General features: G+C 62.3%; 12 protein-coding genes, 1 pseudogene and 1 other annotated feature. Of the genes and pseudogenes, 7 read left to right on the forward strand and 6 right to left on the reverse strand.

Annotated features, from left to right (window positions below):
• Position 1: 1 nt before the first annotated feature.
• Positions 2 to 298 carry a hypothetical protein gene (locus OJHNALOF_RS06030; protein ID WP_165661463.1) on the reverse strand — a complete coding sequence of 99 codons (297 nt, stop codon included), beginning with the start codon at positions 296 to 298 and terminating at the stop codon, positions 2 to 4.
• A gap of 242 nt (positions 299 to 540) precedes the next feature.
• Here OJHNALOF_RS06030 and OJHNALOF_RS06035 point away from each other — a divergent pair, with 242 nt between their 5' ends.
• On the forward strand, positions 541 to 1611 hold the full coding sequence (locus OJHNALOF_RS06035; protein ID WP_094199993.1) for a 3-deoxy-7-phosphoheptulonate synthase: 1071 nt from the start codon (positions 541 to 543) through the stop codon (positions 1609 to 1611).
• A 90-nt stretch (positions 1612 to 1701) separates the two neighbouring features.
• Positions 1702 to 2832, forward strand: coding sequence for a bifunctional chorismate mutase/prephenate dehydrogenase (gene tyrA / locus OJHNALOF_RS06040; RefSeq protein ID WP_165661464.1), 1131 nt, complete (start codon positions 1702 to 1704; stop codon positions 2830 to 2832).
• 812 nt (positions 2833 to 3644) lie between these two features.
• On the opposite strand, the pseudogene OJHNALOF_RS16990 reads toward tyrA, so the two are convergent.
• A pseudogene (locus OJHNALOF_RS16990) lies at positions 3645 to 4805 on the reverse strand (chorismate mutase); the annotation flags it as partial.
• 43 nt (positions 4806 to 4848) lie between these two features.
• Positions 4849 to 4970 (reverse strand) — a sequence feature (Phe leader region).
• Positions 4971 to 5112: 142 nt separating this feature from the next.
• On the reverse strand, positions 5113 to 5436 hold the full coding sequence (hpf, locus tag OJHNALOF_RS06050) for a ribosome hibernation-promoting factor, HPF/YfiA family (protein ID WP_094199990.1): 324 nt from the start codon (positions 5434 to 5436) through the stop codon (positions 5113 to 5115).
• A gap of 249 nt (positions 5437 to 5685) precedes the next feature.
• On the opposite strand from hpf, the gene OJHNALOF_RS06055 reads away from it, so the two are divergent.
• The 4 genes from OJHNALOF_RS06055 (at position 5686) to OJHNALOF_RS06070 (ending at position 9682) form a co-directional block, all read left to right on the forward strand.
• The gene (locus tag OJHNALOF_RS06055; protein ID WP_165661466.1) at positions 5686 to 7593 is read left to right on the forward strand and encodes a transglycosylase SLT domain-containing protein; all 1908 of its coding nucleotides are present in this window, start codon (positions 5686 to 5688) and stop codon (positions 7591 to 7593) included.
• On the forward strand, positions 7583 to 8389 hold the full coding sequence (locus tag OJHNALOF_RS06060; RefSeq protein WP_165661467.1) for an NAD(P)-binding domain-containing protein: 807 nt from the start codon (positions 7583 to 7585) through the stop codon (positions 8387 to 8389). The genes OJHNALOF_RS06055 and OJHNALOF_RS06060 overlap by 11 nt, the downstream gene beginning before the upstream one ends.
• A gap of 89 nt (positions 8390 to 8478) precedes the next feature.
• On the forward strand, positions 8479 to 8877 hold the full coding sequence (gene yciA, locus OJHNALOF_RS06065) for an acyl-CoA thioester hydrolase YciA (protein ID WP_094199987.1): 399 nt from the start codon (positions 8479 to 8481) through the stop codon (positions 8875 to 8877).
• On the forward strand, positions 8855 to 9682 hold the full coding sequence (locus OJHNALOF_RS06070) for an endonuclease/exonuclease/phosphatase family protein (protein WP_165661468.1): 828 nt from the start codon (positions 8855 to 8857) through the stop codon (positions 9680 to 9682). The genes yciA and OJHNALOF_RS06070 overlap by 23 nt, the downstream gene beginning before the upstream one ends.
• 63 nt (positions 9683 to 9745) lie before the next feature.
• Here OJHNALOF_RS06070 and OJHNALOF_RS06075 read toward each other — a convergent pair whose 3' ends face one another.
• Together OJHNALOF_RS06075 and gloB are read right to left on the reverse strand one after the other, a co-directional pair.
• Positions 9746 to 10984 carry a LysM peptidoglycan-binding domain-containing protein gene (locus tag OJHNALOF_RS06075; protein ID WP_370462298.1) on the reverse strand — a complete coding sequence of 413 codons (1239 nt, stop codon included), beginning with the start codon at positions 10982 to 10984 and terminating at the stop codon, positions 9746 to 9748.
• Positions 10985 to 11197: 213 nt separating this feature from the next.
• A complete protein-coding gene (gene gloB / locus OJHNALOF_RS06080; RefSeq protein WP_165661470.1) occupies positions 11198 to 11965 on the reverse strand; it encodes a hydroxyacylglutathione hydrolase in 768 nt (255 codons plus the stop codon).
• A gap of 75 nt (positions 11966 to 12040) precedes the next feature.
• Here gloB and OJHNALOF_RS06085 point away from each other — a divergent pair, with 75 nt between their 5' ends.
• A complete protein-coding gene (locus OJHNALOF_RS06085) occupies positions 12041 to 12748 on the forward strand; it encodes a class I SAM-dependent methyltransferase (RefSeq protein WP_094199983.1) in 708 nt (235 codons plus the stop codon).
• On the opposite strand, the gene rnhA is transcribed toward OJHNALOF_RS06085, so the two are convergent.
• Positions 12736 to 13197 (reverse strand): ribonuclease HI, encoded by a 462-nt coding sequence (rnhA, locus tag OJHNALOF_RS06090; RefSeq protein ID WP_094199982.1) that lies wholly within the window; start codon positions 13195 to 13197, stop codon positions 12736 to 12738. The two genes, OJHNALOF_RS06085 and rnhA, sit on opposite strands and share 13 nt — an antisense overlap.
• Positions 13198 to 13314: the final 117 nt, after the last annotated feature.

The raw sequence follows: 13314 nt of genomic DNA on the forward strand, positions 1-13314 counted from the left end.
GTCAGCTCCGGTCGTGTCTTCTTCGACACAGCCAGTGCCACCAGCGCCGATACCAGGGCGGGCTGAACCTGCGCTGATGCTCGGCGGCGAACAGGGCCTTGTGCAGGGTCAGGGCGCTGGGCCGGTAGCCGTAGTGCTGCTGCCAGGTCAGCGCCACCTCCTGCAGAATAATGCGGCACTGGTGATCGTACAGGGTGTTGTAGTCATAGGACGGCGTGCTTTGCCGGTAATCCACGCCATAATGATCCAGTATGCGCCCCAGGGCGATAACCAGCTCCCGGTATTCATGCTCGTTCATTTGCATCCAGGCTCCTTGGTTCTGTTCAGTATAGATTGACCCGCCTGCGGCTCTTTTCTGCACAGTTGACCGGCTCAACTCAAAATAACCAGGGTTTTGCTTCATCTTGAGCTTTGCAAGGCCGGTCAGCCTTGGTAAGGTGAAGGTGGTTGCGTAAAAGAGAAATAATGATAAGTCAAACCAAAGGCTGTCTTTTCTTTTTACTTGGTTGTCATTATAAGTTTACAGGTGAGGATGTCATCATGCAGAAAGACACACTGAACAATATTCATATTCAATCCGAAAAGGTGATGATCACCCCGGCGGAACTCAAGGCCAAGCTGCCGATTTCCCAACAGGCGCTGGATTACATCGGCCAGGCCCGTCAGACCATCTCCGATATTGTTCACCGCAAGGATCACCGTCTGCTGGTGATCTGCGGACCCTGTTCCATTCACGACATCGATGCAGCCAAGGAATACGCAACCCGCCTCAAGAAACTGCATGATGAATATAGTGACAGCCTTTATATCGTGATGCGCGTCTATTTTGAGAAGCCGCGCACCACGGTGGGATGGAAAGGCTTTATCAACGATCCTCACCTGGATGGCAGCTTTGACATTGAACTCGGCCTGCACAAGGCCCGCGAGCTGCTGTGCTGGCTGGCCGAGCTGGAGCTGCCCCTGGCCACCGAAGCGCTGGATCCCATCAGCCCGCAATACCTGGCCGAGCTGTTCTCCTGGTCGGCCATCGGTGCCCGCACCACCGAGTCCCAGACTCACCGGGAAATGGCGTCTGGCCTGTCGATGCCGGTCGGCTTCAAGAATGGCACCGACGGTAACCTGGGCACCGCCATCAATGCCATGAAGGCGGCGGCCGAGCCCCATGCCTTTATGGGTATCAACCAGGAAGGCCAGGTGGCGCTGCTGGTCACTCAGGGTAACCCCGATGGCCATGTGATCCTGCGGGGCGGCAAGCAGCCCAACTACGACTCGGTCAACATTGCCCTGGCGGAAAAGGCCATGAACGCCGCCGGCCTGGATCCGAGACTGGTGGTGGACTGCAGCCATGGCAACTCCAACAAGGACTACAGCCTGCAGCCCCTGGTTACCGAGAACGTGGTGCACCAGATTCAGGAAGGCAACCGCTCCATTCTGGGCATTATGCTTGAGTCCCACCTGTTTGCGGGCAACCAATCCAGCGAACAGCCGGTGTGTGACATGCAGTACGGTGTGTCCATCACCGACGCCTGCATTGGCTGGGACACCACGGTCGAGCTGCTCAAGCGCTGTCATCAGCAGCTGGCGACGGCCCTAAAGGAACGGGTGGCCTGACCCGCAATTGTCACGCCGGGCCTTGAACAGGCATAATGCAAAGGCGCCGGACCTTCAGTGGTCCGGCGCCTTAATTCTGGGATGGAATCAATGGTAGATGAACTCAAGGTCCTACGGGATCAAATCGATGAAGTCGATCAGCAGCTGGTGGAGCTGTTTGCCAAGCGGCTGAAGCTGGTGGCCGGCGTCGGCGAAGTCAAAAGCCGCCATGGGCTGCCCATTTACGCCCCCGACCGGGAAGCCGCCATGCTGGCGCGGCGGCGGGCCGAGGCACAAGCGCAGGGGGTGCCGCCGGATCTGATTGAAGACGTGCTGCGCCGCTTTATGCGGGAGTCGTACGCCAGTGAAAAGGACACCGGCTTCAAGTGCGTGAACCCAACGCTCGGCAAGGCGGTGGTGATCGGCGGCGGCGGTCAGCTCGGCGGCCTGTTTGCCCACCTGCTGACCCTGTCCGGCTATCAGGTAGTTGTGCTGGAAAAGGATGACTGGAACCGTGCCGACACCCTGCTGGCCGATGCCGGCCTGGTGATGATCGCCGTGCCCATCGATCAGACGGTGGCGGTGATCGAGCGGTTGCCGACCCTGCCCGCAGACTGCCTGCTGGTGGATCTGACCAGCGTCAAGAGTGAGCCGGTGGCGGCCATGCTCAAGGCGCACACCGGCCCGGTGCTGGGGCTGCACCCCATGTTCGGCCCCGATGTGTCGAGCCTGGCCAAGCAGGTGATCATTCATTGCGACGGCCGTGGCGCCGAGCAGTATGAATGGCTGCTGGCACAAATCCGCATCTGGGGTGCCCGGCTGCAGCCGGTGCCGGCGGAAGAGCACGACGAGGCCATGAGCCTGGTGCAGGCCCTGCGCCACTTTACCAGCTTCGCCTACGGTGCCCACCTCTGTGCCGAGGGCGCCGACCTGGCCAAGTTGCTGCGGCTGAGTTCGCCCATCTACCGGCTGGAGCTGGCCATGGTAGGGCGGCTGTTTGCCCAGGATCCGGCGCTCTATGCCGACATCATACTGTCGTCCCCGCGCAACCTGGCAATGATCCGTCGCTATCATCGCCGTTTTGGCGAACTGCTGGATCAGCTGGAAAGCGGTGAGCGTGCGGCTTTTGTTCGCCAGTTTGAGAGCGTCAGCGAGTTTTTCGGCGATTATGCCGATACCTTCCTCAAGGAAAGCCGCTTACTGCTGGCCCAGGCCAACGACAGCCGCCATCACGCGGATTAATGGGGCGCACTAGCCCCGCTTGAGCGGCGCATTAACGTGAATACAAAAAAGCCCGGCCAATAGGCCGGGCTTTTTATGTCTTGGTCAGGCGTGACTTAATCGCGATACAGGCTGTGGGCCAGCTGCTCAAGGGCACCGTCGTCGCCGTTAACGGCGAGGCAGAAGCCGCTGACGCCGGCGGCGTTAAGGGCCTCACCCAGGCGGGGCAGGGCGGCGGCATCGCCGCTCAGCCGGCTCACCAGGGGCAGATGGGTCTGGCTGTTTAGATCGAGCAATCGGGCCAGGGGCAGTTCCTGGGTGTCCAGCAATGCCAGCTGCTGGTTGCCCTGCTGCAAAATGTGCTGGGCCAGGCTCAGGCTTTGCTCGGGCTCGTCGGCCAGCTCCAGCAGCAGCGGACGGGTGCAGCGGCCGGCGGCGCCGATCAGCTCGTCGTTGCGTACCGCGGACGCCTCCAGCAACAGCAGCTCCACCGACTCGGCGGCCCGTTGTACCTGCTCGGCACTGGTCACTCGCGTCATGGCAGCGAGATCAAAGCGGGCGGCGGTGGCGCGCAGTTGCCGAAGCCGGGCCATGCCCCGCTCGGTATCGACGCCGTCAAAGCAGTCCGCCGCCAGCACCTGGGCGCCCTGCTCCTTGACCCGGCGGGCGGTTTCCTGCAGCCGGGCCTCGTCGGGAAAGCCGTTCAGCTCGGCAATCAGCAAGGGATCGTCACCGCCAAGCACATAGGGGCCCACCTGTACCTGAGTATTGTCGGCCTGATAATGGCGGCTGGGGCGCACCGGCTCTGCCCGCTCACCGGTGTTCGGCTTGCTCAGCAGCCGGGGCGGAATGCGGGTGGGAGCCACCTCGGCGCTGGGGTAGCAGCCCATTACCTTGATAAAGCGGGTAATTCGGCCCAGCTCCTTCAGTGCCACCTGCATGGCTTCACTGTTGAGGTTGCCGGCCACGTCCACATAAAACATCTCCTCCCAGGGGTTGCCGATAATGGGGCGGGATTCCAGTCGGGTCATGGTGATGCCGTGGCTGCGCAGCACCAGCAGGGCTTCCACCAGGGCACCGCTCTGTTGGCCGGTAGACATGATAAAGCTGGTCTTGGCCGGGATCTGCTCCGCCACTTCGATGGGCTTGCGGGCCACCACGATAAAGCGGGTCATGTTCTGCTTCTGGTTGGCCAGGCCTTCCACCAGGGGTGTCAGGCCATGCAGTTCGCCACCATCAGCACTGCCCAGTGCCGCCACGTCGGGACGCTTCAGCCTGGCCACCTGCTCCATGGCATTGGAGGAAGCGGCGCAGAACTTCACGTCCAGCTCGCCCAGCCGGCTCAGATACTGGGAGCACTGCTGGTAGGGCTGGGAGTGGGTGTAGAGGGTCTTGATCTGCTCAACCTGGGTATCGGTGGCCACCAGCAGGCAGTGCTCAATGGGCTGGGTCAGCTCACCGACAATGGACAGGCTGGTGTGCTGCATCAGGTCAAACACCTCGTTGATGGAGCCGGAGCTGGTGTTCTCGATGGGCAGAATGCCGTACTGAGCCTGCCCGGACTCCACGGTCTCAAGGATCTGCTGAAAGCTTTCGCAGTTGTGCTCCAGCAGCGGCGCCTGAAAACGCGCGAGATACTTGCGCGCCGCCATGTTGGAGTAGGAGCCCTTGAGCCCGAGAAAGGCCACGCTGATGGCGGGCTCGCTGTCCTGAGGATTAAGCAGATCCTGCAGCAACACCTGCTGGGACAGCACCGAGTCCTCAATAATGGTCTGAAAAATACGGGTAACATAATGGGCGTCCAGACCCAGTTTGCGTCCCTGGCTGACCAGCTCCACCAGCAGCGCCTGTTCCCGCTCCTGATCCCGAATGGGGCGGGGGTTTTCCAGTTTGGAGCGAGCCACGTCCAGACTCAGGGCCTTGCGTTGGGCCAGCAGGCTGAGCAGCTCGCTGTCCAGGCGACTGATATTGCTTCTTATCTCGTCCAGGTTCATGAATAGGGCTTCCTTCCTCGCCAGACTGCGCTTGAGTTAAAGAATAAAAAAAGCCTCCCGGTGGGAGGCTTGGCTGTTCGTCTTTCGCTTGTTTCTCGCCAGACCGCTGCCTCCCGAAGTCAGGATGCAAAAAAGAAGCGAAAGAAAAACGGCTGAACGGACATCACATTACAAACTCTTGAACATTAGAACCCATAGGAATACTGAAAAGCGGCGGCGCTGGCAAGCCTTTTCCCGGCTTTTTATTCTTTGGCGCAAAAAAAGCGGCGAAACCGCCGCTTGAAAATGGGAATGAACGGAATCGGGTTTAGCCTTCCTGGACTTCGGGTTGTGTGCCGTGGGCGCGCTGGGCCAGGGGCTTGTCGGCATAGCGGCTCAGCTGACGCTCAAGCTTCAGGCCCAGATCCTTGATGGCGGCATAGAGGTTTTCGTCTTCCGCCTGGGCGAACAGGGTTTCACCGGGTACCCCGGCACTGGCTTCCACCAGGTAATTGAGGCCTTCCTTCTGAATGACGACATGGGGGGTAATCAGCGCGATCTGGCGCCGGTTGAGCTTCTCGAAACGACTTTCAATCCGTTCACGAATGGCGGGAGTGATGTCGATAACATGGCTGGTAATCGCAATGGACATAAGGAACCCCCTGGTTGCTCTGTGTGACTGTACGGTTTCAGATTACGCCCTTTGCAAATTCGTTTTGTGAGCCAGGTCAATTAATGACGGCATGACCATGGGTGCCAATAGGAAATGTGAGCGAGGCGTAAAAATGACGTCTGGCGACTTTGTTTGTCTTGCCGGCACAAAGAATTTGCGGCGCCCCATTGGCAGCCCAGCCGCCATTTCTTAGGATAGCTGCATTAACTTGGCGTGGGAGAAGCAAAGGTGTTCAGACGGCTTGGATTGGGAGTGTTATTGCTGGGCCTGGGATGGTGTGCCCAGGCGTCACCGCTGCGGGATCAATACCGGCAGGCGGAGCAGGCCCTGGAGCAGGGCAAGGTGAATGAATACCGGCAGCTGCGCTCGGGGCTGGATGCCTACCCGCTGGTGCCCTACCTGGATTATCGCTACCTGGCCGACCGCCTCAACCACATCGGTACTCAGGACGTGCGTGGCTTTATGAGCCGCTATCCCGACTCCCAGCTGGCCGATCGGCTGGAACGGCTGTACCTGTTCCGGCTGGCCCGGGAGCAGCGCTGGCGCGAATTTCTGTCCCTCTATCCCGAGCTGCCCAACAGCACCGAACTGAAGTGCGCCCATTACCGGGCCAAGTGGGCCCTGGGTGACCGGGCGGTGGCGATCAAGGGCGCCGAGCAGCTGTGGCTGTCGGGTCATTCCCGGCCCAATGCCTGCGACCCCCTGTTTGACGCCTGGCAGACCGTGGGCGGACGCAGCAACGAGCACGTGTGGCAGCGCATGCTGCTGGCCTATGAAACCGGCCAGAGCGGCCTGATCAAATACCTGTCGGACATGCTGGCGCCGTCATCTCGTGCCGCCGGCGAGCTGCTGTTGGCGCTGGACAAGGATCCGGGTCTGCTTGCCGACACCGCCCGTTTTGAACACGCCGATAAGCGCCATCGCGCGGCCATGGCGGTGGCGCTGGCGCGGCTGGCGGACAGCAACCCGCAACTGGTCATGGAACTCTACCCCCGCTACCAGCGTCAACCCGGGCTGAGCTCGTTACAGGTGGCCGAGGTGGAGCGCAGCCTGGCCCGCCGGCTGATGTATAACCGCACTCATGAATACCGCAGCTGGCTGGACCGGCGCCTGCCGGAAGTGGGCTCCGATGCCCTGTTTGAGCTGCGAGCCCGGCTTGCCATCTGGGAGCAGGACTGGGACCACCTGAACGACTGGCTGGACCGTCTGCCCGCCGATGAGCAGGGCAACAGCCGCTGGCAATACTGGCGGGGCAGGGCCCTGGCCGAAGCAGGCAAGGCCGGTGCGGCCGATGCCGCCTGGGCAAAGGCGGCCGGCGAGCGGGACTATTATGGCTTTCTCGCCGCCCAGCGTAGCCAGCGCCCCTATGCCCTGAACTTTCAGGCGCCGCCACCGGCCCCGGAATGGCGCCTGGCCGTTGGTCGTTGGCCGGCGCTGGCCCGGGTGGAAGAGTGGCTGGCTCTGGGCAACAAGGCCTCGGCCCGCAGCGAGTGGTATCACCTGATGGGCAAGCTCGGCAAGGACGACCAGCTGGCTCTGGGCGCCCTGGCATTGCGGCGAGGCTGGCATGACAAGTCGGTGCTGGCCAGCATCAGTGCCAAGGCCTGGGATCAGCTGGATCTGCGCTTTCCGGTGGTCTATCGCGACATCTTTCGCAGTCAGGCCCGTCGCCTGGCCGTGGAAGAGTCGACCCTCTTTGCCATTGCCCGCCAGGAAAGCGCCTTCTATGAGCAGGCCCGCTCCCCGGTGGGCGCCGGCGGCCTGATGCAACTGATGCCGGCAACCGCCCGGGAAACCGCGCGCAAGTATGGCATCCGTGATTATCAAGGGGCCGCCGATGTGTATCGGCCCGAGGTCAACGTGCAATTGGGTGCCCATTACTTCAAGGAGTTGCTGCAGCGTTATCAGGGCAACCGGGTGGCCGCCATTGCCGCCTACAACGCCGGCCCTGGCCGCATCAACCGCTGGCTGGCCAACAGCGGCAGCCGTCCGCTGGATGTATGGGTGGAAAACATACCCTACCGGGAAACTCGGGGCTATGTGCAGAACGTGCTGGCTTATTCGGTGATTTATCAGGATAAACTGGGTCAGCAAAAACGCTTTCTGACCCCGCTGGAGCTGAATTATGTCTACTGAACAGAGTGTGGCCATTCTTGGGCTGGGCTGGCTGGGCGAGCCCCTGGCCCGCACCCTGCTGACACAGGGCTGGCAGGTGGCTGGCACCACCCGCGACGAGGAAAAGGCGGTGCGGCTGAACGATGCCGGCATTGTCACCTTGTGCTGGGACTTCAGCGCCGCCATGCCGGCTCGCTGGCCCGAGCGGCTAAGGGCCCACACCCTGGTGCTGTGCGTGCCACCGGGCAAGGTAGATGACTACCCGCATACCCTGGGCGCCCTGGCCCGGCTGGCGGTGGCCGGCGGCGTGCAGCGAGTGATCTTCACCAGCGCCACCTCGGTGTATGGTGGCACCGGCATTAAAACCGAGGCCGACGCCGCCCCCGATGGTCCTCGGGGCGAGCGTATGCTGGCCGCCGAGCGGGCGGTGCAGGCCTGTTCCGCCGCCCAGGTGCTGGTGTTGCGGCTGTCCGGGCTGGTGGGCGGTAGCCGGGAGCCGGGGCGGTTTTTGTCGGGCAAGCGCTTTGACGGCGGAGACGAGCCGGTCAACCTGGTGGCACTGGAGGATCTGCTGCGCTTTATTCCCGCCCTGCTGGCGCGCAGCGACTGGCCTGCGGTGGTCAACGTCAGCGCTCCCCATCACCCTGCGCGCCGTGATTTCTACGGAGAAGCGGCCCGGCTGCAGGGCTTGCCGCCCCCGGAGTTTGGCGGTGGCGGCGAAGGCAAGACCATAGACGGCAGCGGCCTGTGCCGCTGGCTGAACATGGACTATTCGGTGACCGACTGGTTTCAGTGGCTGGCGGCGCGCCGCGGGTAGACTGAGCCGCGTCCACGCCATGAAAATTGCGGGGGGCTGTTCGGGGGATTATGATGCCGGTTTCAGTCTGAACGATGAGTACTTCTATCATGAGCGAACCACAAGACCCACGGGGCGATCTGCTGCTGCGCACCATGGCCATGCCGGCCGACACCAATGCCAACGGCGATATTTTCGGCGGCTGGATCATGTCGCAGATGGATCTGGGCGGCAGCCTGCTGGCCAATGAGATCGCCTTTGGCCGAGTGTGTACCGTGGCCGTGGACAAAATGGTGTTTGCCCGTCCGGTTCAGGTGGGTGACGTTATCTGCTGCTATGGCGAGCTGGTGAAAGTGGGCCGCACCTCCATCACCATCAAGGTGGAAGTCTGGGTCAAGCCGGTGCTGACGCCGGAGAGTGGTCCCCGTTATCCGGTGGCCGGGGCCGAGTTCGTGTATGTGGCCATTGACGAGAACGGACGTCCCCGTGAAGTTAAAGGGCGCGACTAGGGCACTATTGCTGGGCACCACCCTGGCCCTGGCGGGCTGCCTGGAGGTGCCCGAGCGGTTGCTGCTCAGCGACCAGTTTGCCCCCGGCAGCGATTGCCTTCATCCCTCACTGGCCGGCAGTTCGCCGCTGCCCGCCACCTTTTCGCTGCTGAGCTGGAACATTTACAAGCAGCAGGGTGACTGGCGTCCGGAGCTGACCCGCTGGAGTGCGCAGGCCGATCTGCTGCTGTTGCAGGAGGCCAGTGGTCGGGAAGGGCTGTACCGCTGGCTCAATGAGCAGCAACTGCACTGGTTTCAGGTGGCCGCCTTTAACTGGCAACGGCTGCCCACCGGTGTGCTTACCGCCAGTACCGGGCAGGCGGCCCAGGCCTGTGGCCAGCGTATAACCGAGCCCGCCACCCGCATTCCCAAGTCGTTGCTGGCCAGTCGCTATTCGCTGCAGGGGGCGGCCGAGCAGTTGTTGGTGATCAACCTGCACGCGGTCAACTTCTCCCTGCGCGGCCGCACCTACCAGGCTCAGCTCGACATGATAAGCGAGGCCATGGCCGGCCATGGCGGCCCGGTGATAGTGGCGGGAGACTTCAACCGCTGGAATGCCCGCCGTCAGCGCCTGCTGAGCGCCTGGGCCAGCCGTCATGGCCTGCAGGAGGCGCAGCCCGAGCCGGATCTGCGTACCCGGTTCTGGGGCTATCCCCTCGATGGCATCTATTACCGTGGCCTGAACCTGGAGCGGGTGGAAAGCATGGCATCTGACGCCTCGGATCACAGCCCGCTGAAGGCGGTGTTTAGCGTGCCGGGGCAGTAAATGGCGCGATAACACAAAAAAGGGAGCCTTTCCGGCTCCCTTTTGCATTGAACGGGCAAAGCATCAGCCGGCGTTGGCGGCCACGATCAGCTGCTGGCCGGTGCGCAGCATGTGCTTGTCGGTCAGCTGGTTCCAGCGCAACAGATCCGAGATGGTTACGCTGAAACGGCTGGCGATGGCCGACAGCGAGTCGCCGGCCTGCACGCGATAGGTGCCGCCTGCGGTCTCGTCCCGGGCCGGGGCCGTGGTGGCAGACGGCACCAGCAGGGTCTGACCAATGCGAATGGTATTGCCGCGCAGGTTGTTGGCCTGTTTCAGCGCCACCACCTGAGTACCGTAGCGGCGGGCGATTACGCCCAGGCTGTCGCCGCCCTTGACCCGGTAGCGCTGGTAATGCATGCGCTCTTCGGCGGGCAGATCGGCCATGGCCAGTTCAAAGGTTTCGGCATGGCGCACCGGCACCAGGATTTCGGCGTCGATCAGCGGCGAGGTGGCGGTGTGCTTGTAGGCCGGGTTCAGGGCCTTGAGCTGGCTACGGCTAACGCCGGCCAGATCCGCCGCCATGTTCAGATCCACCTGGCCTTCCACCGCCACGGCGGTAACCTGGGGTCGGTTGGGAATGTCCGGGATCTCCATGCCGTAGTGACCCGGCTGCTTGAGAATATCGGCCAGGGCCATCAGCTTGGGCACATAGTTCTGGGTTTCCTTGGGCAGCGACAGCGACCAGTAGTCGGTGGGCTTGCCCTGGCGGCGGTTGGCGCGAATGGCGCGCTGAACCCGGCCTTCACCCGAGTTGTAGGCGGCCAGGGCGTGAGTCCAGTTGCCGTCAAAGAAGTTGTGCAGATACTCCAGATAATCGAGCGCCGCCCGGGTCGAGGCCATGATGTCATAGCGGCCGTCGTACCAGCTGTCGTAATGCAGGCCAAAGTTTTTGCCGGTGCCCTGCAGCATTTGCCACAGGCCGGCGGCATGACCGTGGGAATAGGCCTTGGGATTAAAGGTGCTCTCCACCACCGGCAGCAGCGCCAGCTCCATCGGCATGTTCCGTTTCTCTATCTCTTCCTTGATGAGATAGAGAAACGGTCTGGCGCGCTCGGAAACGGAGCGCATGTATGCCGGTTGTTTCAGGTACCAGTTACGCTGGGCCACCACGCGCGGATGATGAGCCGGAATGTCCAGCGTCATGTCGTCGGCGATGGCCTGCCACAGATCCGTTTGCTGCACATCCTGCTGCTGCCGGGTCGGGCGTTCATCCGAGGAATGCCGGCTGTTTTTGCCGTCGTTCCGTGTACTTTTCAGCACGGTATGTTCCGATGCTTTGGGGTAGAGCGGCGCGTTTGCTCGCTCTCCAGCGGTATCCTGGTGGCCATGAGGCTGGCGCGCCGAATCGGTCGCCGCCATCTGGCAGCCGGCCAGGAGCAAGGCACTGGATAAAATGCAAAGTCTTATCATGGTGTCTGCGTCTCAAAAAAACGGCGGCCAGTGTATGCTTTGTGAGCAACTTAATCAAGTTCGTTAAAAATGGTCTTTCCAGCGGCGAAGTGCGGCGAACACTTGACAGTCTTCATTTAACTCCGCCATGGCGTGCACTTGGGCGGCGGCCCGGACCGCAGGCTCGGCGGTGCGCAGAAACACATTGATGGCCTTTTCACGGCCGATGCGGGACGGCAGGGTGGGCACGCCCTGCTGGCGCAACTTGGCGACTTCTTTCATGTAGCCCAGCAGGGCGGCATTGCCGGGCTCTACCGCATGGCAGAAGGCCAGGTTGGACTGGGTGTATTCGTGGGCGCAGTACACCCAGGTGTGTTCGGGCAGGGCGGCCAGTCGCTGCAGTGAGTGATGCATCTGCTCCGGTGTGCCTTCAAATAGTCGGCCACAGCCGCCGGAAAACAGGGTGTCACCGCAAAACAGCAATTCCTGGCCGTAATAGGCAATGTGGCCCAGGGTATGGCCGGGCACGGCGATGACTTCAAGCTCCAGACCCACCATGGGCAGCGCCAAGTTGTCGCCGTCCGCCACGGCAATGGCGCCGGGGCAGGGCAGGCGCTCGCCGGCAGGCGCATAGACCGGGGCGTCGGGCCAGTCGGCCTGCAGGGCGGATACGCCGCCGGTGTGATCATGGTGGTGATGGGTAATGAGAATGGCGACCAGCTCAAGGTGGCGCTCGGCCAGTGCGGCCTGCACCGGAGCCGCATCGCCCGGATCGACCACGACGGCTTGGCGACCATTGCCAATCAGCCAGATATAGTTATCGTTAAAGGCATGAAGCGGTGTTACGTTCATTTGACATCCTTGAGCTGAAAACAGAGAGGGGCGGCAGGCCGACCCGATATAATTCCAAAGCTTACCAGAGGGATCATGACCACAGCCAGCCAGCCGGCGCCGCAACACTGGCGCGATCTGCCCCGGGGAGCCTACCTCGCCGACCAATTGCAGCAACGACTCGATGCCTGGGCACCGGGCCTGTATGGCTTTAGCCTGCTCAAGGTGGACGCCCTGAGCACGGCGCTGTCATTGTCTCGCAGCCGCTTGCGCCAGGATGTGGTCATGGCCCAGCAGGAGCTGGATGGCATGGATTTGCTGGGGGATGCCACCGCCATGCCCTTTGCTCCGGGCAGCCTGGATGCCTGCCTGCTGGCCCATGTGCTCGACTACAGTGAACATCCCCATGCCATTCTGCGGGAAACCGAGGTGGTATTACGGGACGACGGCTGGCTGGTGCTGACCGGCTTTAACCCCTATGGCAGCGCCGGCCTGGCCCGGCTGCTGCCGGGCTGGCGCCAGCGCCTGCCGCCCTGGCGGCGTATGCTGGCGCCGGCCCGAGTGGAAGACTGGCTGAAGTTGTTGGGATTTGACGTGATTGAGCGGGACTATATCGGTTTTACCGGGTTTATGCCCTGGCTCGACCGCTGGCAGCAGCGTTATTGCCCGGCGGTGCTGCCGTCACCGGCGGCGGTATACATTTTGCTGGCGCGCAAGCGGCGTTTTCCGCTCACGCCGGTGCGCGAGCGCCGGCCGGCGCCGGCGCCGGTGGGGCGGCCGGAGATGGCCCGTCAGCGGGAGTAGCCTTCGTCGTCGCGTTCGGCGTCGTTCAGCGCGGCCTCCCGCGCCAGATCGTCGCAGCGTTCGTTTTCCGGATGACCGGTGTGGCCACGTACCCAGTGCCACTCCACCTGGTGGTGCTGGCAGAGTTCGTCGAGCCGCTGCCACAGGTCGGCGTTTTTAACCGGGGTTTTGGCGGCGGTGCGCCAGTTATTGCGCTTCCAGCCATGAATCCACTGGGTGATGCCCTGACGCACATACTGGCTGTCGGTGGTCAGATCCACGGCGCAGGGGCTGCTGAGGGTTTCCAGCCCCTTGATGGCGGCCAGCAGCTCCATGCGGTTATTGGTCGTCAGGCGATAGCCGCCGCTGAGCTCCTTGCGGTGCTGCTTGTAGATCAGCACGGCGCCGTAACCGCCGGGGCCCGGATTGCCGAGGCAGGAGCCATCGGTAAAAAGCTGAACCTGTTTCATGGTATTGCCCGTGAATAACTAGGATAAAAGCACGCAGTCTGCCACAGGGGCCAAGGCCGGGCCAGCATGGCGGCCTTTATCATGACGACGCTGTCGCTATATACTTGGTGCTGAATT

Origin of the sequence: Oceanimonas sp. MB9, assembly GCF_011319775.1 — a bacterium.
Taxonomy (GTDB): Bacteria; Pseudomonadota; Gammaproteobacteria; order Enterobacterales; family Aeromonadaceae; genus Oceanimonas; species Oceanimonas doudoroffii.